The sequence below is a fragment of the Mycobacterium lehmannii genome, assembly GCF_001499925.1.
In the GTDB taxonomy this organism is placed as follows: Bacteria; Actinomycetota; Actinomycetes; order Mycobacteriales; family Mycobacteriaceae; genus Mycobacterium; species Mycobacterium lehmannii.
The window spans coordinates 42,503-63,546 of record NZ_LQIR01000014.1 but is presented as its reverse complement, the minus strand read 5'-3'; the positions used below and the strand labels follow the sequence as shown (position 1 = coordinate 63,546).

The window sequence follows — 21,044 nt, the reverse complement described above, 5'->3', positions numbered from 1 at the left end:
ACTACCAGCCTCGCGTTTGCCAACAGTGGGGTCCAGGGACCAAAGACCACCGTCAGGCGTCCAATAGTCACTACCTGCCCGATGCCGGGCCCCGGTTCTCAGCGTCACCCGGAGAATGGATTCATGACGCGGACCTGGACGATGGATCATCACGACGGGCGGCTCGAGGTCCGCACCGGCGTCGAGGGCCGGGCGGCAAAGATGGGTCACCGCCTGACTATCGCCGTGAACACCTGGCATGCCACGGTCGCGTGGTCCGACGGCGAACCATCCGAAGTGACGCTCGCGGTCGATGTGGACTCGCTCGAGGTGCTCAGCGGTGAGGGCGGCGTCACGCCGCTGACCGGGCCGGAGAAGACACTCGCGCGGTCCAACGCCCTGAAAGTGCTGAATGCGAAGCGGTTTCCGCGCATCGAGTTCGAAACCAGCGAGATCGAGAAGACGGGGGGCGGATACCGTCTCACCGGAACGCTCCAGATCAACGGCAAGACGCGCGACCAGGTCGTCGACGTGGCCGTGCAGGAAGCCGACGATATGTGGCGTATGTCATGCGAAACCACCGTGCGGCACTCTGACTTCGGCCTGAAGCCGTACTCGATGCTGATGGGCTCGATGAAGGTCGCCGACGCCGTGACCGTCGCATTCACCGCGACGAAATAATCGGTAGCCTGGCGCACTGAGGAAATCGCCTGTGCTGCTGCGATATCGGAGTCGCCGGGCCACCCGCTGCGGGGAGCGGGTTACGTAAGACGGCGTTGCGGGAACACCACTGGTTGCTGCGCTGGTGTCGGAAAGAGAAAGGATGGCATGTGAGCTCCCCGAAGGGCGGTTCCCGTCTGGGCACGCGATTCGGGCCGTATGAGCTGAAGTCTCTGATCGGCGTCGGCGGCATGGGCGAGGTGTACCGCGCGTGGGACACCGCAAAGGAACGGACCGTGGCCATCAAGCTGCTCCGTCCGGATATGGCGGCCGATCCCAACTTTCAGGAACGCTTCCGGCGTGAATCGCGCGTCGCCGCGCGCCTACAGGAACCCCACGTCATCCCGGTTCACGACTTCGGCGACATCGACGGTGTGCTCTACATCGACATGCGCCTCGTCGAAGGAGCCAGCCTCAAGGAGTTGATTCGGACCGCCGGCCCGTTGCCCGCGACGCGCGCAGTGTCGATCATCACCCAGGTCGCGGCCGCGCTGGACGCCGCGCACTCGAATGGGCTGGTACACCGCGACATCAAGCCAGAGAACGTGCTGCTGACCCACGACGACTTCGCCTACATCGTCGACTTCGGCATCGCGCACGGCGGCGGCGAAGCCAACGTCACCAAGACCGGCCTGGTCATCGGGTCGTGTGCGTACATGGCGCCGGAACGCATCAGCGGCGAACGCGGCGGCCCGGCCTCCGACATCTACTCGCTGACCTGCCTGCTCTACGAATGCCTGACCGGCCGCGCACCATACGACTCCGGCGACCTGCGCGAGATCATGGGTGCACACCTGTTCTCGCCGCCGCCGCGCCCGAGCATCATGCGACGCGGCATCAGCCGGGCGTTCGACGAGGTCATCGAGCGAGGCATGGCGAAGAAGCCCACCGATCGCTACACGACGGCCGGTGAGTTGGCCAAGGCGGCCGCCGCTGCGGCCGAGCAGCCACCGGTCGCGATGCCGGTAACCCCGCCACTGCCGCCGGCCCCGTCGACGCGCCAGTTCTCGGCCGTCGACCCGAACCCGGCGAGCACCCGCTATCAACCGATGTACGCGCCGCAGCCGCCGCCGCCCACGAACCGCAAGCGGTTCGGTCCGGCGCAGGTCGGGCTGGTGGTGACGACTGTCGTGCTGTTCACCGCCGCGGTGGTGCTGGCCATGGTGCTGGCCTTTGGCGACAACGGCGGGTCCGCGCCGCAGACGCCGCTGGCCGTGCCGCCGTCGACGACGACCGAGACGACGACTCCGCCCACGACCACCGCGCCGTCGACGCCGACCACCACGACGACGCCGACCACCAGTGGGCCACCGATCGCCGGGGTGTCGGGTACGGACTCGCAGGGCTTCATCGGGCACACGACTCGCTGCGACGCGGGAAGCACGCCGGTCGCGGCGATCCGGACGGCACAGTCACTGGCGGTGATCTGCGAGACGGGTGAAGGCACGTATCAGTACCGCGGGGAACGCCTGCGCGACGGCGCCAACGTGCAGCTCGACAACGCGCGGCCGGTGGGCAACGGGTTCGTCGCCACGAATCCGGCCGACGGCGCACGCTACGACGTGCAGCCCGGCCTGCTGACGATTTCGAGCAACGGCAAGGTCGACTCGGCCGAACCGGCGCTGGAGTACGGCTCAGCGAACCGCTGACCGGCGATTTGTGCACGTCTAGGAGCGCTCAGCGCTCGTTTCTGTGCACAAATCGCAGCAGGAGGACTACCGTTCGGCCAGGAGACACCGCAGATCGGGGGAGCTCATGGACAACCGCAGGTACTCGCGCGAGAGCGAACAGGCCCGCCGACAGGAAATCGAGCAGGACGCCCGCCGGCTCCGCGAATTCGAGACCTTCTCCAAGTTCTCCGACAAGGACCTGAAGCGCCTGGTCGAAGCCGCGCATCGCACGTCGACGTCAGGTCCGTGGCCGCTGATCCAGGAGCAGACCCCGTCGGACGCCTGCTACATCCTGCTCAGCGGCGAGGTCGGCGTCTACGTCGGCCACGACCGCATCGCCGTCGTCGGCCCCGGCGAGGTGATCGGCGAATCGGTGCTGCGCCGCGGTGCACTGCGCAACGCGACCGTGACGACGACGGGGCGAGCAGACGTGCTCCACATCAACCGCGACGACCTCGCCCGGTTGATCCACGAGATGCCTGCGCTGCGCGAGGCGATGGACGCGACCGTTGCCCGCCACGCCCCGCAGGCCACCAAGCAGGGCTGAATCGGCAGTAACTTCGCTCATGGTTTGACGCACCTGTCAATGCGGGTACGCCGCGTCAATGGAACGGCTGAGTGCATTCGACGCAACGATGCTCTACAGCGAATCATCCAGTGTCCCACTGAATGTGTGTTCAATCGCCTGCCTTGATACGTCGACGATCCCCGGTGGTTACGACTTCGACCGAGTCCGCAAGCATCTGGCCACGCGCTTGGAGGCTCTGCCGGAGCTGCGGGCAAAACTCGCCAACAGTCAGCTGAACCTCGATCATCCGGTGTGGGTGGACGACGACGAGTTGGACCTCGAGTACCACCTGCACCGCATCGCGCTGCCCGCGCCCGGCGGGCGCAACGAACTGGTCAATGTCTGTTCGCGCATCGCCGCGGCACCCCTCGACCGCAGCAAGCCGCTGTGGGAGATGTGGGTGATCGAGGGCATCCACGAAACCGATCCGTCCGACGCCGGAGACGTCGCGTTGATGATCAAGGTGCATCACGCGGCAGTGGACGGGGTGTCGGCGGCCAACCTGATCAGCAAGCTGTGCGACCTCGAACCCGACGGCGCGCCACCCGAGCCCGTCGAGGGTTTCGGCGGCGCCAGGCCACTAGAGATCGCCGCCGACGGTTTGGTGCGTGCTTTCACCCGTCCGTGGCAACTGACCAGAGCGGTGCCCGCCACGTTGTCGACCGTCTTCAGCACGATCACCCGCGCCCGCTCCGGCACCGCCATGGCCGCCCCGTTCTCGGCTCCGGCGACGGTGTTCAACGCCGAGATCACCTCCGACCGCACCATCGCGCTGGCGCAGCTCGACCTCGACGACGTCAAGCGGGTGAAGAACGCCTTCGACGTCAAACTCAACGACGTGGTGATGGCGCTGTGCGCCGGAGCGTTGCGTGAGTACCTGCTCAAGCGCGGCGAGCTGCCGGACGATCCGCTGATCGCGGTGGTCCCGGCGTCGGTGCACGACAAGTCCGACCGGCCCGGCCGCAACAAGCTCTCGGGCTTCTTCAACAACCTGCAGACCCATATCGACGATCCCGGCGAACGGCTGCGCACCATCGCCGAATCCAGTTCGCGCGCAAAGGCTCACAGTGCCGACATCGCTCCGACCCTGCTGGCCGACGTGACGCAGGCGCTGCCGCCCGCACTGTTCGGCATGGCGATGGAGGTGCTGTCCCACACGCCGCTGAAGCACACGCCGATCCACAACGTGGTCATCTCGAATGTGGCCGGGCCGCAGGACAAGCTGTACGCGATGGGCGCCGAGATGAAGGCGCTCTACCCGCTCGGCCCGATCTTCCACGGCTCCGGGCTCAACATCACGGTGATGTCGTTGACCGGCAAGCTGAACGTCGGGATCATCGCGTGCCGCAAGCTGGTCAACGATCTGTGGGACCTTGCCGACCGCTTCGAAACCGCGCTGGACGAACTACTGGCCGCCTGCTGAGCGGTTCGCGGGCTTGATCAACCACAGTGCCAGGATTATCGCTGCGACCGGGCCGACGGCCATGATCACGCTCAGGGTGTGGATGGCGTCGACGGCGTTGTGCGGCGCCTGCTCCACCACCAGCCGGGCTTGCTCGGGGTTGACCATCTGCGCGCCGTGACCGCCGTGCACGGTCAGCAGCGCCTCGCGGGTTTCGGCGCGCGTGATCCCTGAGCGGGAGAGGTCGTGGGCGCTGTCGGTGAGGAACAGGTTGATGCCGACGAGCGCGAATAGCGCGGGGCCGAGCGAGTATCCGCCTTCGTTGACTGCGCTCTTGACGGCCGAGACCGCGCCGCCGAGATCGGTTGGCGCACTGCTCATCATGATCGTGGCTTGCGGCGTCGTGACGAGGGCGCCGCCCACCACGATCAGCGCGGTGGTGACGAACACCGTCGTGCGTGTCGTGTCGAGATCGAAGAGCCTCATCGACAGCAGCCCGCCGAGCATGACCAGGAGTCCGGTGATCATCACGGTGCGCGGGCTGAACCGGTTCGCGGCGGGCCCGGCCGAGGTGGCGGCGACGGCGGCCAGCGCGGTGGCCGGAATCAGCAGCAGACCGAATAGCTCGTGCGACTCCTTGCGGACGGTGACGAGATAGAACGACAGCAACACCATCGACCCGCCGAGCACGATGTTGAACAGCACGCCTGCGGTCACGGCGGCGTTGAACCGGCCCGACCGGAACACCCGCATGTCGAGCGCCGGGTCGTCAGCCCGCAACTCCTGCATGACGAATGCGCACCCGGCCACCAGGCCGACGCCGATCGTGACCAGTCCCAAAGTGTTGATCCCGGTCTCGATGCGCGAGACGCCGAAGATCAGCCCCAGCAGCGCGACGGCGAACAACGCCATCCCGAGCACGTCGAGCCGACGGTCCGCGCGCACGGTCTCGGGCACGAACCGCCACGTGACGAGCAAGCCGAGGAGCCCGATGACTGGCGCCACGAAAAAGCAGGCCCGCCAACCGATCGCGTGGCCGAGCATGCCGCTGATTGCCGGCATCGGGGTCGCGACGGCGTAGCCGACACCGAAGTAGGCGGCGATCGCCGCGGCCCGCCGGCCCGGCGGAAACACCGCGTTGGTGATCGCAAGCGACAGACCGATCAGGAACGCCAGCGTCACACCGGCACCCGCACGGGCGACGATCAACACCGCCGGTGCGGGTGCGGCGGCGGCGAGCACGCTGAACGCGATCGCCCCGGCCAGCCCGAGCAGATACATGCGCCGCATGCCGTACAGATCGCCGAGCGCACCGGCGCTGAGGACCGCGGCGGCCAGGGTCAGGGTGGCCAGGCTGGCGACGAACGTCGCGGTGGATCCGGTGATTCCCACGCCGGCCGAGACCAGTTGCAGGTTGGCCGAGAAGGTGGTCGGGTCGCCGATCGCGATCGCATAGCCGAGGCCCATCGCGAGCACCGTCATGACAGCGGCGAGCCCCGACACCTGACGCTGCTCGGCGTCGACACGAGGAGCGTCCGGCACGCGCGGGATGTTACCGGCGCAGCAACGCCGCCATCACCTCTTTCGAGGGCACGGTCGCCGCGGTGAGAGCGATGGTGTGCCGCCCGACGGGTACCAGCACGTCCGCACCGGCCGGTTCGCCGTCGAGCAGAACCGCCAGATCGGGCGGCAGAGCGACGAGTTCGACACGCGTCTCGGTGTCGGTGGAGATATCGATGCTCGACGTGTCCAGCGACGCGAGCCCGGCCCGGGCGACGTCGACGGTGATGCCCGCGACGCCGGTCAGCTTCAGCGTCAGGAACGGCATGGGCTCGACGCCCGGGCCTGTGCGCCAGAGCAGTTCGGTGTACAGGCCGGGGGACAGGTCGAGGTCGGGTTCGACGCCGCGGCGACGGCGGATCGTGCGCGTCGGGTCGGGGCGCGCATACGACCGCGCGTCGACGGTCGCGACGGCGCCGCGCCTGCCGGCCAGGTCGGGATCGGCGGTCAGGTTCGACAACCACCAAACGTGCTGCGGCCCGAGGCCGAGATCGGGCCGCACCAGCTCCGGGTACCACGAGTAGGTGATGTGCCCGGGGTCGGGCTGGCGGAGTCCGGTGCCCATGTGCGCGATCGGGTCGTCGAATTCGTCCTCGAGCACCCACGTCACGTGGTCCTCGAAGGGGTAGACGGTGAACCGGTAGCGGTAGCCCAGCCGGTCGAGTTCGAGCACCTGGGACAGCACCGACGTGATCGGCACGAACTGGTCGAGCACGCCGTGGGCGATGACGAATGGCAGCCATCGCCCGTTGGGCAGCAGTTCCCAGGTATCGCCTTCGCGGGCGCAGTGCGAGTCGAAGTCGAGGTCGGCGGGGACGTCGACGTCGGGCAGCAAGCGCACACCGCAGACGGGAGGCCCGGCCAGCACGACGGCCTGGGCGAACACCTCCGGATACGTCAGCCCCAGTTTGTAGGCCGCGTAGCCGCCCATGGAGTAGCCGGAGACGACGGTGCGGTTGGGATCGGTGCCGAGCTGTTCGGCCACGCGGGCCCACACCTCCCACACGTCGAGTTCGCCTTCGTCGAAGTACCAGCACGACGGACCGCGGGCCAGCGGCGTCACCACGACCGATTCGCGGTCCTCGCAGACCTGGTGCAGCAGCCGCGGGTCGATCGCGGCGAACTGGTTCTGCCCCAACGCAAGTGAGTGCAGCAGTAGCGTCAACGGCAGCTGGCGGCCGGGCGTGTAGGTCGAGGGCAGGCACACTGAGTAGGGCTGCACGCGGCCGAGGAACTGCGGGTCGGTGCTCAGGATGTTCGTCTTGGCGACCCCCTGGCCTAGCTCGATCGAGGAGACGTACCAGCGGGTGGAGGTGCCGCGCACGATCGGCTCCTCGGTGGTGGCGCGCTCGGCGAGCTGGTCCCAGGCGAGCGCAACCGAGAACTCGGTGACGTCGCCGTCGTTGAGCGCTTCGGCTTGGGCCTGGTCCGACCAGAAGTTCAGGTGTGCCTTTTCCTGCTGGTGGGTGCGGAAGGCGACGTTGTAGATGTTCGGCTGGCCGGGCCGCGCGCCGCGGCTGACGGGCACGTTGGCGAAGCCGTCGCCCGCGTCGTTGGCCAGCCCGGCGGCCAGCCGGACCGTCCAGGTGCCCTCCGGTTCGGCAAGCGAGCGGGGGACTTTGGCGAGGAAGGACCGGGACTGCATGTCGACCTCGTGTTCCGCGGGAGTCGACGACTGCGTGGCGAGGTCGATCAGCCGCGCGCCAGTGGCGGAGATGAGCAGGGCCGTGTCGATGCCGGCCGAAGTGACGCCGGCCCCGGCGGGCCATTCGTTGGTGGGCGCCGCGGTGCGGTCGGTGTCTGATGTCGCCGGAGCGGGTCTGGTGTCAAAAGTGAACAGCGCGATCGGGATTGACGCGTCGATCAGGGTGTTCCAGTCGACGCGCCACCATGTGTGGGTGTCGGTGAGGCCGATCGCGGCGCGGAAGATGTCGGCGCCGTTGCGGGCGGCGGGCCCGTCAGGGTAGACGTACGTGCCGCGCGGAGGCACTAGGCCGCCGGTCGGGATGTCGACGAGCAGGCCGGTGGCGCCGTGGTCGTCGTAGAGGAAGTCGGTCCAGAAGAACGCGCCGTCGGCGTAGCGACCCGTTCCGCAGGTGCGGGGGAAGTCTTCGCCGAACGGCCAGCTCTGCGGCGCGGGCAGCTCGGGTTCGGGGCGCAATGCCGCGTCGGGCACGCCTTCGGGCATGCCGCCGATGACGACGAGTTCCGATTGCGGGCCACGCGATTCGGGGGTGACGGCTTTGAGCACAGTGTCTGCCGCACGGCGTCCGATCCGCAGTGGCAGCAGCGCCAGGTCGATGAGGGACATGACCCCCAACGTAGGAGCAGTCCGTCGTTCCGCGGGGATTTACCGTCGGCGACTCAGCAGGGCGCTTTGATCTCGAACGGCATCGTGCGGGATTGGCCGGGATTGCGCCCGTCGGCGCCGACGACGGTGCCGGTGATGGTGTAGACGTTGCCGTTGATGGTGGCCTCGGCTTTGCCCGCCTCGCCCCCGGAAACCCCGTTGATCTCGTTGACGTTCTCGATGTTGACGGTCCGCACGACCGGTTGTTCGCCGCCGAGCTCCAGGTACACCTGCGCGCTGCCGGTCTTCGCCTTTGCGTCGATCTGCATCGACCACTGATGCTGGGTGCACTCGACGGTCTGGGTGTCCACGCCGTTGCCGTCGATGACGATCCGTCCGGACCGGGCGGGTTCTTCGGTCGGTGTCGGTCCGACCAGCCCACATCCCGAGACGAGCGCTGCCACCGCCAACACCGGTACACCACTGGACCGCAATCGCATGAGTCACCTTCCTCTGGCGTGGGGAGGTTACCCCGGCGGGGTGTCGCCGGGGGCGGTCATCGGCCGTTTCGCCGGAAAACGGCGCGGGTAATAGAGCCGGGTGTCAGGTGGTCCGGTGACAACATGAGCTTCAAGGGCGCGGTCAACGATGCCACCGGAAGCCGTGTGGTCCAGTTCTGCGCCCGTGCGGGATACCCGGTCAGCGGGACATTGCACCTGCTGGTGGCCTACACGATTCTGCGGATCGCGCTGGGCCTCGGCGGTGAAGCCGACCAATCCGGTGCCCTGAGGACGCTGGCCACGGAGGGCGGCGGAACCTTTTCGCTGTGGATCGTCGCCGCCGGGCTCATCGCGCTGGCGATGTGGCGGTTCGCCGAGACGGTGTTGGGGCTGCATCCCGGCGAAAGCACCGAGGCGCACAAACGCGATTCACCACTCATGAACCGGCTCAGGGCTTTTGGGCTGGCGCTGGTGTACTGCGCTGTCGCGTTCACCGCGATCCAGTTTGCGCTGGGTGCACGGACGCGGGGCAGCGAGCAGACCTCCGGCTTGAGCGCTCGGTTGATGCAGTCCGACGGCGGCAAGGCGGTTCTGGTGCTCGCGGGGCTCGCGATCGCGGTGATCGGCGCCTACTTCGTCCACAAGGGCGCGACGCGCAAGTTCCTCAAAGACCTCACCGTCCCGGGTGGCCGGCTGGTCACGGTGCTGGGCGTCTGCGGCCATGTCGCCGAGGGTCTGGTGCTGTTCGCCGCGGGCCTGTCGGTGGTGGTGGCGACGTACGTGAGCGATCCGGCCAAATCGACGGGCCTCGACGGTGCGGTCAAGGCACTCGGACGCGCGCACTACGGTGAGGCGATCTTGATCGTCGCGGCAACGGGTTTCGCGGCCTATGGGTTGTACAGCTTTGCGCTGGCCCGGTACTCCCGCATGTGAGGTTTCCGCGGACGGCTGCCGAGGGTAACCGAGCGGCACGTCGACTTCGAGGAGGAATGGTGAGCGCAGCGAACAAGGCGAGGAACAAGGTGGACAACCTCGCGGGTAAGGCGAAGGAAGCGGTCGGCAACCTGACCGGAGACCCGCTGACCCGCGACCAGGGGCGCAGCGATCAGGCGAAGGCCAACCTCCGGGATGCCGGGGAGAAGATCAAGGACGCCTTCAAGAAATAGCTCTTTGGCTCAGTCGTAGATGACGGCCAGGCCTCGGCGCCGGAGGTCTTCCAAGCCGTCGAGCATGGCCTGAAGCTGCTCGGGTGGATGCCCGACCCAGTCGGTGATCTCGTCGACGATTCTCACCGGTTCGCGGGTTCGGTAGGAGCGCGTCGGATTGCCGGGCAGCTTCTTGTCCGTGACGTTCGGGTCGTCCTCCACGGCGCCAAGGGGTTCGACGATGTAGATGCGGCCGCGTCCCTCGCCTTGTGCCATCTCGGCTCCCCAGGTGGCGGCGTCCAGGGTCTGCGTGATGTAGACGTGGTTCGAGATGCGCCCATCTTCGAAGTTCGACGGACGTCCCGGCACCAGCAGATCACCCACGGCGAGGTCCGCCTTGGTGCCGTGGAGGTAGGCGCCAGACTCGTGGACTTCGAATGGCTTTGGCGGGTTCGACACACTGCTCCTTCATCAGTAGCGGCGATGGCCGGACGATTGTGCAGCACGTCAGGGGCCTTGCCGCAAGCCCCACCCCCCGTCGTAAAGTGAGAGTGGGAAACACGACGGCGGAATTTATTCGGGCTTTTCGAAGTGCTGGTAGTCCTTCGGGTTCTGCCAATCGCCGCCCCACGTCCAGCCGCGGTCAGTGAAGATCCGCACCGCAGGATCGCCGGCGTGCAGTAGGCCCGGGTCGATGCGGGTGCGATCGAGATACGGTGCGGCGTTGGCGGGCTGGAGGTCACCCGCATTGTCGATGTAGGGGTTGATGAGGGGATTGATGTCGATGGCCCGGCCGTAGGCGTGGTGGGACCAGTTGCCGGACCCGGGGATGTCGCGACAGTTGAACGCCGAGGTGTTGTTGTCGCGCATGGACAGTTCGTCTTCGGCGCCCGGGTAACGGTCGGGCGTGCGCATCTTCTCGATCGGATAGCGCGCTTCACGGAGCTGCTCGAAGATCTCGATGACCTGGGGTACGAGGTCTTCGTGCACGACCAACTCTCCGCGATGGGTCTGCAGGTCCATTCCGAGGTGGTCGATTTCGATGCGCCGCAGTCGCTCTGGGCCGAGAGGACAACCGGGACGCCAACTTTCACCGAGGTCAGCCGCGGTGACGGCGTGCACTTCGGCAGGTGTGGGGGTGGTCGTTGGCGGGGGAGGAGGCGCGGCGGTGGTGGTCTGCGTCGTGGTGGTGGGCGATGTCGACGGCGGCGTGGACTCGGCCGACGGTGGCGAGGAGGTGCACTGCGCGAGCAGCGCAGTGGCCGCGAAGATGGCCACCGGCTTGGCGACCGCCCGACCGGATATGCCCACGGCGGGATCGTACTGTGTCCCCGCAGTGGCACTTCGCAGATCGCGACGCTGGTTCAGGCGGGGATCCGAGTAGCGCCTGGGCTATGCCGGCGGCTTCGGCGGAAACGCCGCGTTCTCCTCGAGGGCGCCGCGGTAGGCGTGCACCCGCCCGGGGATCGTGCTGAGCACCGCGACGGTGCGCCCGCCACGCCCGTACGCCGCGACGAACTCCCACTCGTCGAGGTCGCCCTCGACGATGTCGACCGAATCGTGATCGGTTGGCAGACCCAGCATCTGAAGTTTCACGTCGTACTGATCCGACCAGAAGTAGGGAATCTCGTCGAAGCGCTCGGCGTGCTGCGGACCGGTCAACAGGGTTTGCGCCGCTGCCTCGCCCTGGCGGTTGGCGACGTCCCAGTGTTCGATCCGCAGATGGCGTTCGTAGCGCGGATGCCACCAACGCGCGACATCGCCGGCGGCCACGACGCCGCGGACGCCCTCGGCGGCGCCCGTGGCATCGCAGAGCACGCCGTCGTCGATGCGCACTCCGGAGCCCTCGAGCCAATCGGTCGCGGGCGTGACGCCCAGCCCGATGACGACGAGGTCGGCCGCGACCCGGGAACCGTCGGTCAACCGAACTGCCTTCACCTTGCGCTTGCCCACGAACTTCTCGACACCGACTCCGAGCCGCAGGTCGACACCGTGCCTCCGGTGCAGCTCGGCCCAGTGCGGCGCCAGCTCTGCGCCCAGTGCCGACAGCAGTGGGTTCGAACCCCGTTGGATCAGTGTCACCTTCAATCCGAGCGCGCGGCAGGTTGCCGCCACCTCGACCCCGATGAAGCCGCCGCCGACCACCGCGACACGGGGGCGCGAGGCGAGCCGTTTCCGGATGGCGAGGCAGTCGTCGACCGTGCGCAGCATCATCACTCCGTCGGGCACCGGACCGCCCGGCCATTGGCGGGGAACGGCGCCGCTGGCGATCACCAACCCGTCGTAGCGCAGCGACAGCTCTCGATCCTCGTCTCGAACGCGGACGGTGCACGATTTGTCGTCCAGCCCCACCGCCGAGGCGCCCCGAAACACCGTCGCGTCCAGGTCGAATTGCGGCGCCATGTCGATTCCGGCCCGATGAATCTCGCCGGACAAGAGCTTCTTCGACAGCGGTGGCCGGTGATAGGGAGGTTGACGCTCGTCGCCGACGATCGTCAGCGCACCGTCAAAGCCCTTCTGCCGCAGAGTCTCCGCAGCTCGCACGCCTGCGACCCCGGCGCCGACGACAACAATTTCTCGCAGTCTAGTCGCCATGGTCAGTCCTTCACCAGGATCGCGCGGGTGGGACAGGAGACCTCGGCGCCTTTCAACTGTTGGCGCAGCTCCTCGCCCGGCGCTTCCTGAAGCACGTGTAAGCCGTCCTCGCGCAGGTCGAACACTTCATGGCAGATGCTCATGCAGACGCCGTTGCCGTCACATGTGTCGAAATCGACGATGACCTTCATCGGACTCCGGCCCCTTCCATCTCCGTCGCGGTGGTGTTCTGCCGACTCGGTGACCCCGCACGTTCGCGTGCGGCCCGCGCTGCCGGCGAGTGCTCCAGGTAGTCGATGGCCATCTGGGTGTTGGCCTCGTGGCTCGGGTGGTGGCTGGGTCGCATGTAACGCAGCGGCACCGTCACAAGGAAGTTCCACGGTCCCGGCAGCTTGTACTCGCGCGCGGCGCGTAGCCAGTCCCGGAATCGCCACTTCTGGTCGATGGTCGGATCGTTGGCCATCAGGTAGCGCGCCCCGGCGATCCACCAGCCGACGAACAGCGGCGCGGTCATCAGCATCGCGAATGCGCGGATGAAGTAGTTTCCGCAGACGTGCTGGTAGACGTCGAAGACCAGCGAACGGTGCTCGACCTCCTCGGCGCCATGCCAGCGGAGCAGGTCGAGCATGACGGGGTCGGTGCGGGCGTAGTCGAGCCCGCGGTTCTGCAGCACCCACTGGCCCAGCACCGCGGTGAAGTGTTCGAGCGCGGCCACATCGGCCAGCCGACGGTAGAGCCACCACCGCTTCAGCGGTGGCGGGAAGAACTTCGGCGGGTCACCCAACGTCACCGACAAGGTTCTGCCGAGCCGGTCGGTGTAGGGCTTGGTGTCGATGCCCTGCTCGGCCAGGTGGTCCAACACCACCTGGTGTGCCCAGGCGTGCCAGGACTCCTGCTGGATGAACGGTTTGATCGACGCCTCGAGTTCGGGATCGTCGACCAGAGATGACGCCTCCAGCACGGCTTTGATGAAGTGCCGTTCACCCTCGGGCAGGAGCAGATGCAGGACGTTCATCATGTGCGTGGAGAACGGATCGCCGGGGACCCAGTGGATCGGCGTCTCCGACCAGTCGAAGCGAACCATTCTGCGGTACTTCGGGTATCCGTCGTGGTGCTGCGCGACTTCGGGCATGGGCTACCTCTTCCGCCAACCGACGGGTGTGCCATCGGTTCCTTCCTCGTTGAAGGCCCGGTCGATCACCGGTAGCGATGCGCGGTGGGCGACCGTCCGTCAGGTCGCGTACCCGATAGCGGCGTCCCGTACTCGCACCGGCGGTGGAGGTTCGCTGTGAATCGACTGTGCGGCGTCGGTACGCTTCGGGCTACTCGTTGTAGTCCGTGCTGCCCTCGACCGGTCGAGTGGTGCTGACCAGCTTCGCGAAGCAGTGGTCCCGGTCGAAGTTGTTGCTTCTGCACCACGCCAACGCACCCTCGGCGGTAGGGAACGTGGACCCGGCGATCGTCACCCAGAAGTTGGAACTCGAGAATGTCGACCAGTCTCCTGACCACAGCAGCCGAGCGCCGGGGTAGGTCTGCCGGAGTCGCTGGTGCTCGGTCAAGATCGCCGAGTGTGTCCACGTGCGTCCTTCGGCGACGAGACCGAGCCGCTTGGAACTCAATTGCGGTACCCAGGTATCGGTCATGGTCGCCAGCACCATCGGCTTGTCGCTCGTGGCGATCGAGCGCAGTTGATTTCCGCTTACGGTCTCGGCGTCGGGCAGGGACGCCGGGAGCGGCGCCGGGCGTGGTACGGGCCGGCTGGTGCTTTCGATGATGTTGGCCATCAACGACGGTACGGTCGTCGACCCGCCGATTTGCGTCTCATAGGTCATCGCCCCCTGCACCTCGACGTACATCGTCACCCTGTCCTTCTCGACGAAGTCGGTGACCATGTCCGCGTCATAGGCGGTGATGACGGTGTTCTGGTCGTAGTGGTAGACGTCCATCATCGGTGCCGGCCCGGTGTCGGCGCGGAACGACGTTGCGCCCGTAGCGGAGTCGAACTGCGTGATCACCCCGTAGACCACGATCTTGCGCCCGGCCCACGCGTCAGGATCCTTGGCCATGAGGGCGAACTCGCGCTGAGTCACCGTGGCGTATGTCGACCGGTCTAGGCGTGTGGTGTCGGGTGCGGGCCGGCGCGCGGTTGGCTCTTGCTGCACCGTAGGTGCTGGTGCGGTCGGGGCGGGCGCGGCGACCGTCGGTGACGGGCGCTCGGCGTCAGGCGCGTCGGGATCGGATCCGCTGAGCTGAAGACCCAGCAGAACGCCGACCGCCAACACGAGAACCGCGACGCCGCCGGATAGTGAGGCGGCGACGACCGGATTTCTCTTGCCGCGCTTGGGTTCTGAATCGTCGTAGTCATCGGGCCACGGGACGGCCGGCTGGTGGTGGTCGTAGTACGGGTGGGGATAAACCATGGTCGTGTCCTTCGATACGGGGAGTCGCTACGGCCGACGCCGTCAGCAGAGGAAGGTGTTGGCGGCGATCACCATCGCCTGGGCTTGCGTATAGGTGATGTCGTTGTACGGGTTGAAGACGACCTTCTCGACGGTGGTGTCCAACGGGACCCACATCGACTTGTCCGCGCAGACGGCGTAGCCCCAGCGCAGCAGGGTGACGTAGTTGCCGTCGTTGGGGGTGATGCCCAGCCGCGAAATGGCGTTCAGGTAGCTCAATTCGTCGGCGGCCGCGGGGGCGGCGGTTGCGATGGTCGTGCCGATGCCCAGGGTCAGTGCCAGCGCCAGGCTGGCGAGCAGTTTCTTCATGGGTTACTTCTTCGTCGTGCGGATACTGCTGGCGATGCCGTCGTCGTCGCGGGCGAGACGCCGGAGGGTGCCCCGACCGGGCGTTGCGAGGTCGGTTCCGACCCCGGCGAGCGGCGGCGCTAGGCGGGTTCGCCGGAAGTTGCTGCGACAAGTAATGCCGCCGTATTTCGAGTGCGCGTCAAGCGGTGGTTCGCTGGTTCTTGATCTTGAATTATCGGACGAGCAGTCCCTTTCGGGGGTGCGTCTGGTGTCGACGGTACGGAGATCCCTGCGTAGAGGAATCAGGGGTTTCCCTATCGATTGTTTGCTGGAGGGGTCTCTCGCGGCGGCTGGCGACGTTTCGGGCCTCATGCGTCACAGGCGTCACGCAGGTTGGGCTGCCCGCCCCTTTTTGCTAGCGAAGGCCCGCCTCGATGTCGGTGACAGCCTGGGCCGCCTCGGGCCCACAGATGGTGGGGAGTTCGACAGTTCCTCTGGCCAGAAGTCGGTCGATGCGGTTCGCGAGGTCGCCCGACGTGACATGGGCGTAGAGGTTGGCGCCCGGACATGAGGTGTCGTGGCTGGCGTCGCGGTGACCGGCGAGGGTGTCGGTCGGGATGTCGAATCGCTGGGCGGCCCAGGCGAAGGCGAGTGCGGCGCCGTTGAGCTGTGCTTCGGTGATCGGCTCCTTGTCGAAGTCGCCCTCGCAGACGACGAGGAAGTGGCCGGTGGGGTCGTAGTCGGTCGCGGTGTTGCCGACGAGTTCAGGTTTGCGCAGTTCGTAGATGTTGCCGTTGCGGTCGACGCTGACGTGGTAGGCGATGTCGATCCAGCCCTGGGTGTCTTGGTGGTAGTGCTGGTGCTGGCGCAGGCGTGCGGGCGCATTGGTGTTGTCGCCCAGCGTGACCGCCGTGTGGTGGATCGTCATGCGGACGGGCGTGTGGGGTGTGCCGCCGGGGTGAGCAGGCATGGCGCCCCACGCGTCCCGGCACAGCATCGCGCTCGTGGGCGCCTGTCGCGGAGTCGCGCTTGCCAATGCGGGCGGCGCGAAGGTGGCGGCGGTCGCCAGGCCGGCCAGTTGCAGGAGTCGTCGGCGGCTGAGGTTGTCGGTTCGCACGGTCAGCCCAGTAGGGATATGGCGGCAGCGATCAGCACGGCCACGCCGAGCGCCGTCATCACCAATGACGAAGGGGCACTGCGACGGAGCACCGAGTTCATCGGGTTCTTGGGATCGGCCCAGACCTCGACGGGTTGCCCTGGTGCGTAGCGCGAGGCTTGCGCGGAGGCGATGCCGCCGAGGCCCATACCGAAGCCGAGGGGCGTACCGAACGCTGCGCGCTGGCCGACGAAAGTGTGTCCGTTCATTTGATATTGATAGGCGACGACGGAGCGCTGGACGTTGGCGCCCATGCGTCCGGCGCCGGCTTGGGTCTGGTATCCGGCGACGCCGGAGCCGAGCATGACGCCGGGGACCTGTTGCCAGCCGAGGGCGCCGACCAGTTGCAGTACGCCGGGCAGACCGCGGAACAGCAGGAAGGTCCCGATGATCAACAGCCCGATCTCGGTGACGTAGTTGGCCACCGCCGGAGCTTAACGCGCTGATCAGCGCCGAGTCGCGGGTTCCGCACTGGCCGGTGTCTGATGCAGCGCGAGCGCCCTAGATCGTCCGTCGTGCGATGAAGTCGGTGAACTGGTCAAGATCGATGGGTCCTCCGGCGAGTGCGTCACCGATCGTCGTTTCCCCAACCTGGTCCCACACCGACAGCCGGCAGAGCCTGGGTGTTGGCGACTGCAGCGCCGCGAGGTCTTTGACCGCGTCGTAGAGAGCGCGTTGTTTCCATCGAGGGGAGCCCGGCCCGTCCAGGACACCAGGTGGGCTCGACGGCCCGAACATCGACTCGCAGGACGGAGTGGTCCACCGCTTACCCCACCTGCCCGCAGCGAGACACTCCTTCTCGAAGTCCGCGCAGAGGTGGAGATAGGTATCGCGCCAGGGAAGCGTTGCCGCCCACTGCGGTTGGAGCGTTTGCGCGCGGTAGCGGTTGAAGTGCAACTCCTCGTCGAGTTCGATCACCAGCCCATCGGAGAACGCGAGGTCCCACGCCCCGGGGCGCAAGCGCGGCGTCGGCGTCTGCCCGCCGAGTGACTCAAACAACTCGACCACCCGCTCGCGAGCTTCGGAGCCGAGGGCTTCCAGTCGAGGGGCGGGTGGGCTACTCGTGGCGACGACGAAACCGGCGCGGACCATGAGGTTCTGTAGCGCTTGTGCCCGAGCACCTGTGCGGACCACGGGATCAGTGTGGCATTCCGGCGGGGGCAAGCCGGCCGCAACGGGCGCGGGCTTTCCGGTGGATTCAGGCTGGGTCACACCCATCTGTGGTTCATGACTTAGGCCACGGGTAACTCGATCAGAAAGTTTGCCGTCTGGTTCACCCGGTTGCCGTTCTGCGATCTCTGATCAGGTGGTGTACGGGCAAGCCGTAATCAACGAGCGCGTTGCTGGGAGTGCTGCGGGCGATTGGGCAACGCATAGGGGTGGTGGGTATCGTCCGCCGGCGATGGGAAGGCACTCACTTGCCAAGATGCGGCGGTCTTCGCGTTTGGCGGTAGTGGCGGGCGTGGTTTCGGCGGTCGCTTTGTTCGGCGTCGGCGCAGACAGTTATCCCCAGGTTCGCGACGCTGAGGTTCGCGACGTCACCGCGGCGCCACAACCACCGTCCCCGGCGGTGAACCTGATGGCCGCGCGGCCGCCCGTCCCGATTCCTCCGCCCACGTTGCCGCAGGGCAAGGCGCCGGAGAACGGACTGCAGGTGGACACCATCTTGGTGGCGCGTGCCGTCAGCGCGACGTTTCCCGAGATCCTCACCATCGGCGGCGTCCGCTCCGATTCTCTGAAGTGGCATCCGCATGGGTTGGCCATCGACGTGATGATTCCGGATGCCCGCTCGGCGGCGGGGATAGAGCTCGGGGACAAGGTCCTGGCCTACGTCATGGCGAATGCGGAACGCTTCGGCCTCGAGCACGCGATCTGGCGGCAGACCATCTACCGCCCCAACGGCTCGAAAAATGTCATGTCGGATCGCGGTTCAGACACGGCGAATCATTACGACCACGTGCACATCGCCACGGCGGGTGGCGGATATCCGCAAGAGGGCCAGGTCTACCTCCGCTGATCTCGCGCCTGGCTTCAGCCGAGGTCGTCGAGTACTTGGTAGCCGGCGTTGTATCCGGGGATGAAGGTGATGCCGGGTCCGCCGTGGCAGCCGGCGCCGCCGAGGTAGAGGCCGTCGATGCCGATCGGCAGGTCGCGAAAGCCCTTCGGGCCGGGGCGGTTCGGGCCCATGAGGTCGGGGTGTAGCAGGCCGTGGCAGAAGTCGCCGGCGGGCGCGCCGAACATGGTGTTCATGTGGTACGGCGCGAAGGTGATGTGGCGGATCTGAATATCTTTGAAGTTCGGTGCGTAGCGGGTGATCTTGTCGATGACGCGTTGGGCCATCTCGTTTTTCAGGTGACCGTGTTGATCGCGAGGTGTCTCGACGGGGAACGCGTAGGCGTAGGCGCTGGCTGCGTGTTTTCCGGGTGGTGCCATGTTGGGGTCGTGCACGGACGGGATCTGGATGCCGAGGGACGGGTTGTCGGGAACGATTCCGCGGCAGGCGTTCTCCCATTGTCGCTGTTGTTCTTCGGGTGAGCCGAAGATGCCGACCGAGGGCTGCATGCCGGGCTCGTTGAGCAGGTCGTACGGCGGGGCGAATTCGGGTAGGCCGTCGAGGGCGAAGTGCATCTGGACGAAGGAGGCGCGGTGGTCGCGGCCCTGGAGTCGTTCGAGGAGCTGGGTCGAGACGTATACGGGCCCAATGAGTTCGGTAAGGGTGGTGTCGGGGGAGAGGTTGGAGACGACGACGGGGGCGGTGATGGTGTGGCCGTCCTTGCAGCGGACGCCGGTGACCTTGCCATCGTCGACGAGGATCTGCTCGACCTTGGTGCGGTAGCGGATCTCGCCGCCGCGGCTTTCGAACATCTCGCGCAGGTGCTCGGTGAGGGCGCCGATGCCGCCTTCGAGTTTGGTCATCATCGCGGTGCCTTCGTCGGGGACGGCGAGGGCGAAGGCCAGGCAGGTTGCGCTGCCGGGGGTGTAGGGCCCGCGGTAGGTGGAGTTGATGGCGAGGAAGGCGAGCATGCCGCGCATGACGGCGTGGCGCTTGCGGTCGGGCAGGTAGCGGTCGATGACGTCCATGGCCGAGCCGAATAAGGTTTCGTGGATGGCGCGGCGCTCAGATTCGTTTGTGGCGCAGGCGTACATCTCGTCGACGGTCTTGGGTGGCTTGCGAACGTCGAAGCGGCCGAGCGCCCGGGCGGGGCCCTGGCTCCAGGCGATGAGTTCGGCCATGCCGGTGACGGCGTCGGTGCCGTGTTTGTCGGCGAGGTGGGTCATCAGTTGCATGGGGTCGCGGTAGAAGACCATGGCTTCTTCGCCGGCCTCGCCGATGTTCACCGACATGACGTCGGCGTCGACGGTGGGCAGGGTGTCGAGGCCGAGATCCTTGGTGATCTCGCTTGGGGTGGGGAACTGGACGGACCCGGCGATCTCGTAGCGGAAGCCGTCGATGAGTTCGACGGTGGCGGCCATACCGCCGGCGTAGGTGTTGGCCTCAAGGCACAGGGTGCGCAGGCCGGCGCGTTGGAGTAGAGCGGCGGCGGTCAAACCGTTGTGGCCGGCGCCGACGACGATTGCGTCAAAGTCAGTCATGCGGGCAGGTTATGTCAGTACTGACATAATTGTGGCGGTACTGACGAATTTGTGCGATACGATCGCGGGACTATGGCGACGCCCGTGAACCTGCATCAGCAGCGCAGTCAGGCGACGAAGGAGGCGCTGCGGCGGGTGGCGTTGGCGCGGTTCGCGAAGGACGGGTTCGCGAATGTGACGGTGTCGCAGCTGGCCGCGGAGGCGGGTGTCACGGAGCGGACGTTCTTCCGGCACTTTCCGACCAAGGAAGCGGTGCTGTTCGCGGACTACGAGACGCACCTGGAGTGGCTGGCCGAGGCGCTGGCGCGGCGGCCGGCGTCGGAGTCACTGTTCGATGCGGTGATGGCGAGTGTCGGGAGCTTTCCGCACGATCTGGAGGTAGTGCGCCAGGCGGCGCTGCTGCGGGCAAGTCTGATCGGTGAGCGGGCGGCGGGGCATCTAAGGGTGGTGCAGGCATCGTTCGCGGCGGTGATCACCGACTTCGTGCGGACGCGGTACACCGATGTGCCGGGCATCGAGTTGAAGGGCGAGGTGGCGGGGGCCGTCTTGGCGGCGGCACTCGTTGTCGCCGTGGAGAACTGGGGGCGCGGCGGCTGCGCGGGCGACCTTGGGAAGATCGTTGCGGAGAGCGTCGAGTTGGTGCGGTCGGGGTTGGCGCTCCGGTGATTCTTAAGTCTTAAGCCTGCTCTGGCCGCCGCGCGCCCCTTACCACTCCTGCTGACGACCTGCCGGCGTAGCAGATCGGTTAGGTGGTGGTCTGGTGGGCTGCGCCCGCCGTCTTCAAAGCAGTCTTACACCGCGCTCAGTGAGCTCTCCGGGCCGCGGAGATCTGCCCCGGCGCGACTCCCGCATCCGGGCCCGCCCGCGGTCGAATACGACGATCGCGGTAGCGCTCACGAACGGCGTGCGCCTAGAGCGCTGGTCCGGCGTGGTGGCCACCCCAGCGGCGAGTGGTGGTCGCCGACCGGACGACGAGCTATCCGCAGCAAAATACGGAATGGTACTAAACATGTCGGGCGGGTACGCCATAATCGGTAGCTATTTGACGGAGCTAACAGTTAGCATCTGGTATGCGCTCCCTGCTGGGAGCTGGGGGAAGTCCGAACTGTGGGGAAGCA

At 66.9% G+C, this 21,044-nt stretch carries 22 protein-coding genes; 8 read left to right on the top strand and 14 right to left on the bottom strand.

The window, feature by feature from the left end; translation table 11 throughout:
• Nucleotides 1-123: 123 nt before the first annotated feature.
• From AU192_RS10610 to AU192_RS10595, 4 genes are all read left to right on the top strand, one after another.
• Nucleotides 124-660 (top strand): YceI family protein, encoded by a 537-nt coding sequence (locus AU192_RS10610; RefSeq protein WP_064395821.1) that lies wholly within the window; start codon nucleotides 124-126, stop codon nucleotides 658-660.
• 149 nt (nucleotides 661-809) lie between these two features.
• Complete coding sequence (locus tag AU192_RS10605; RefSeq protein ID WP_064395820.1) at nucleotides 810-2,348, top strand: serine/threonine-protein kinase; 1,539 nt, start codon at nucleotides 810-812, stop codon at nucleotides 2,346-2,348.
• A gap of 106 nt (nucleotides 2,349-2,454) precedes the next feature.
• The gene (locus AU192_RS10600; protein WP_064395818.1) at nucleotides 2,455-2,916 is read left to right on the top strand and encodes a cyclic nucleotide-binding domain-containing protein; all 462 of its coding nucleotides are present in this window, start codon (nucleotides 2,455-2,457) and stop codon (nucleotides 2,914-2,916) included.
• Between the two features lie 58 nt (nucleotides 2,917-2,974).
• Complete coding sequence (locus AU192_RS10595; RefSeq protein WP_064395817.1) at nucleotides 2,975-4,360, top strand: WS/DGAT/MGAT family O-acyltransferase; 1,386 nt, start codon at nucleotides 2,975-2,977, stop codon at nucleotides 4,358-4,360.
• On the opposite strand, the gene AU192_RS10590 is transcribed toward AU192_RS10595, so the two are convergent.
• Genes AU192_RS10590 through AU192_RS10580 form a run of 3 tightly spaced genes read right to left on the bottom strand, consistent with a single transcriptional unit; the run spans nucleotide 4,343 to nucleotide 8,689 of the window.
• Complete coding sequence (locus AU192_RS10590; protein WP_242656932.1) at nucleotides 4,343-5,881, bottom strand: MFS transporter; 1,539 nt, start codon at nucleotides 5,879-5,881, stop codon at nucleotides 4,343-4,345. The two genes, AU192_RS10595 and AU192_RS10590, sit on opposite strands and share 18 nt — an antisense overlap.
• Before the next feature lie 10 nt (nucleotides 5,882-5,891).
• Entirely contained in the window at nucleotides 5,892-8,210 is a 2,319-nt protein-coding gene (locus AU192_RS10585) for an alpha/beta hydrolase-fold protein (RefSeq protein ID WP_064395815.1), read from the bottom strand.
• A gap of 53 nt (nucleotides 8,211-8,263) precedes the next feature.
• The gene (locus AU192_RS10580; protein WP_064395813.1) at nucleotides 8,264-8,689 is read right to left on the bottom strand and encodes a lipoprotein LpqH; all 426 of its coding nucleotides are present in this window, start codon (nucleotides 8,687-8,689) and stop codon (nucleotides 8,264-8,266) included.
• A gap of 123 nt (nucleotides 8,690-8,812) precedes the next feature.
• Between AU192_RS10580 and AU192_RS10575 the strand changes: the two genes are divergently transcribed.
• A complete protein-coding gene (locus tag AU192_RS10575; RefSeq protein WP_064395811.1) occupies nucleotides 8,813-9,622 on the top strand; it encodes a DUF1206 domain-containing protein in 810 nt (269 codons plus the stop codon).
• 59 nt (nucleotides 9,623-9,681) lie between these two features.
• Nucleotides 9,682-9,855 (top strand): CsbD family protein, encoded by a 174-nt coding sequence (locus tag AU192_RS10570; RefSeq protein ID WP_064395859.1) that lies wholly within the window; start codon nucleotides 9,682-9,684, stop codon nucleotides 9,853-9,855.
• A gap of 9 nt (nucleotides 9,856-9,864) precedes the next feature.
• Here AU192_RS10570 and arr read toward each other — a convergent pair whose 3' ends face one another.
• From arr to AU192_RS10520, 10 genes are all read right to left on the bottom strand, one after another.
• A complete protein-coding gene (gene arr / locus AU192_RS10565) occupies nucleotides 9,865-10,293 on the bottom strand; it encodes an NAD(+)--rifampin ADP-ribosyltransferase (RefSeq protein WP_064395809.1) in 429 nt (142 codons plus the stop codon).
• Nucleotides 10,294-10,407: 114 nt separating this feature from the next.
• Nucleotides 10,408-11,139, bottom strand: a complete 732-nt coding sequence (locus AU192_RS25795; RefSeq protein WP_064395857.1) for a M15 family metallopeptidase — start codon at nucleotides 11,137-11,139, stop codon at nucleotides 10,408-10,410.
• Nucleotides 11,140-11,226: 87 nt separating this feature from the next.
• Nucleotides 11,227-12,429: an NAD(P)/FAD-dependent oxidoreductase gene (locus AU192_RS10555; protein WP_207544927.1), complete on the bottom strand. Its 1,203-nt coding sequence runs from the start codon at nucleotides 12,427-12,429 to the stop codon at nucleotides 11,227-11,229.
• 2 nt (nucleotides 12,430-12,431) lie between these two features.
• Nucleotides 12,432-12,620 (bottom strand): ferredoxin, encoded by a 189-nt coding sequence (locus AU192_RS10550; RefSeq protein ID WP_064395805.1) that lies wholly within the window; start codon nucleotides 12,618-12,620, stop codon nucleotides 12,432-12,434.
• On the bottom strand, nucleotides 12,617-13,561 hold the full coding sequence (locus tag AU192_RS10545; protein ID WP_064395802.1) for a metal-dependent hydrolase: 945 nt from the start codon (nucleotides 13,559-13,561) through the stop codon (nucleotides 12,617-12,619). The genes AU192_RS10550 and AU192_RS10545 overlap by 4 nt, the downstream gene beginning before the upstream one ends.
• 190 nt (nucleotides 13,562-13,751) lie before the next feature.
• The gene (locus AU192_RS10540) at nucleotides 13,752-14,849 is read right to left on the bottom strand and encodes a hypothetical protein (RefSeq protein ID WP_064395800.1); all 1,098 of its coding nucleotides are present in this window, start codon (nucleotides 14,847-14,849) and stop codon (nucleotides 13,752-13,754) included.
• Between the two features lie 42 nt (nucleotides 14,850-14,891).
• A complete protein-coding gene (locus AU192_RS10535; protein WP_064395798.1) occupies nucleotides 14,892-15,197 on the bottom strand; it encodes a DUF732 domain-containing protein in 306 nt (101 codons plus the stop codon).
• Nucleotides 15,198-15,591: 394 nt separating this feature from the next.
• Complete coding sequence (locus tag AU192_RS10530; protein WP_242656930.1) at nucleotides 15,592-16,293, bottom strand: peptidoglycan recognition protein family protein; 702 nt, start codon at nucleotides 16,291-16,293, stop codon at nucleotides 15,592-15,594.
• Between the two features lie 2 nt (nucleotides 16,294-16,295).
• Nucleotides 16,296-16,757, bottom strand: coding sequence for a DUF3592 domain-containing protein (locus AU192_RS10525; RefSeq protein WP_064395796.1), 462 nt, complete (start codon nucleotides 16,755-16,757; stop codon nucleotides 16,296-16,298).
• A gap of 76 nt (nucleotides 16,758-16,833) precedes the next feature.
• Nucleotides 16,834-17,466 carry a DUF7255 family protein gene (locus AU192_RS10520; protein WP_242656929.1) on the bottom strand — a complete coding sequence of 211 codons (633 nt, stop codon included), beginning with the start codon at nucleotides 17,464-17,466 and terminating at the stop codon, nucleotides 16,834-16,836.
• Between the two features lie 268 nt (nucleotides 17,467-17,734).
• On the opposite strand from AU192_RS10520, the gene AU192_RS25790 reads away from it, so the two are divergent.
• The gene (locus tag AU192_RS25790) at nucleotides 17,735-18,349 is read left to right on the top strand and encodes a VldE C-terminal domain-containing protein (RefSeq protein ID WP_207544926.1); all 615 of its coding nucleotides are present in this window, start codon (nucleotides 17,735-17,737) and stop codon (nucleotides 18,347-18,349) included.
• A 14-nt stretch (nucleotides 18,350-18,363) separates the two neighbouring features.
• Here AU192_RS25790 and AU192_RS10510 read toward each other — a convergent pair whose 3' ends face one another.
• Nucleotides 18,364-19,926, bottom strand: a complete 1,563-nt coding sequence (locus tag AU192_RS10510) for a phytoene desaturase family protein (RefSeq protein WP_064395794.1) — start codon at nucleotides 19,924-19,926, stop codon at nucleotides 18,364-18,366.
• Nucleotides 19,927-19,998: 72 nt separating this feature from the next.
• Here AU192_RS10510 and AU192_RS10505 point away from each other — a divergent pair, with 72 nt between their 5' ends.
• Complete coding sequence (locus AU192_RS10505; RefSeq protein WP_064395792.1) at nucleotides 19,999-20,592, top strand: TetR/AcrR family transcriptional regulator; 594 nt, start codon at nucleotides 19,999-20,001, stop codon at nucleotides 20,590-20,592.
• Nucleotides 20,593-21,044 lie beyond the last annotated feature (452 nt).

What these genes read in the sequence shown, in the direction of transcription:
- AU192_RS10555 (WP_207544927.1), bottom strand. Translation starts at nt 12,429, where the DNA reads ATGGCGACTAGACTGCGAGAAATTGTTGTCGTCGGCGCCGGGGTCGCA.
- AU192_RS10600 (WP_064395818.1), top strand. Translation starts at nt 2,455, where the DNA reads ATGGACAACCGCAGGTACTCGCGCGAGAGCGAACAGGCCCGCCGACAG.
- AU192_RS10575 (WP_064395811.1), top strand. Translation starts at nt 8,813, where the DNA reads ATGAGCTTCAAGGGCGCGGTCAACGATGCCACCGGAAGCCGTGTGGTC.
- AU192_RS25790 (WP_207544926.1), top strand. Translation starts at nt 17,735, where the DNA reads ATGGGAAGGCACTCACTTGCCAAGATGCGGCGGTCTTCGCGTTTGGCG.
- AU192_RS10550 (WP_064395805.1), bottom strand. Translation starts at nt 12,620, where the DNA reads ATGAAGGTCATCGTCGATTTCGACACATGTGACGGCAACGGCGTCTGC.
- AU192_RS10545 (WP_064395802.1), bottom strand. Translation starts at nt 13,561, where the DNA reads ATGCCCGAAGTCGCGCAGCACCACGACGGATACCCGAAGTACCGCAGA.
- AU192_RS10505 (WP_064395792.1), top strand. Translation starts at nt 19,999, where the DNA reads ATGGCGACGCCCGTGAACCTGCATCAGCAGCGCAGTCAGGCGACGAAG.
- AU192_RS10585 (WP_064395815.1), bottom strand. Translation starts at nt 8,210, where the DNA reads ATGTCCCTCATCGACCTGGCGCTGCTGCCACTGCGGATCGGACGCCGT.
- AU192_RS10595 (WP_064395817.1), top strand. Translation starts at nt 2,975, where the DNA reads ATGGAACGGCTGAGTGCATTCGACGCAACGATGCTCTACAGCGAATCA.
- AU192_RS10610 (WP_064395821.1), top strand. Translation starts at nt 124, where the DNA reads ATGACGCGGACCTGGACGATGGATCATCACGACGGGCGGCTCGAGGTC.
- AU192_RS10540 (WP_064395800.1), bottom strand. Translation starts at nt 14,849, where the DNA reads ATGGTTTATCCCCACCCGTACTACGACCACCACCAGCCGGCCGTCCCG.
- AU192_RS10580 (WP_064395813.1), bottom strand. Translation starts at nt 8,689, where the DNA reads ATGCGATTGCGGTCCAGTGGTGTACCGGTGTTGGCGGTGGCAGCGCTC.
- AU192_RS10535 (WP_064395798.1), bottom strand. Translation starts at nt 15,197, where the DNA reads ATGAAGAAACTGCTCGCCAGCCTGGCGCTGGCACTGACCCTGGGCATC.
- AU192_RS10510 (WP_064395794.1), bottom strand. Translation starts at nt 19,926, where the DNA reads ATGACTGACTTTGACGCAATCGTCGTCGGCGCCGGCCACAACGGTTTG.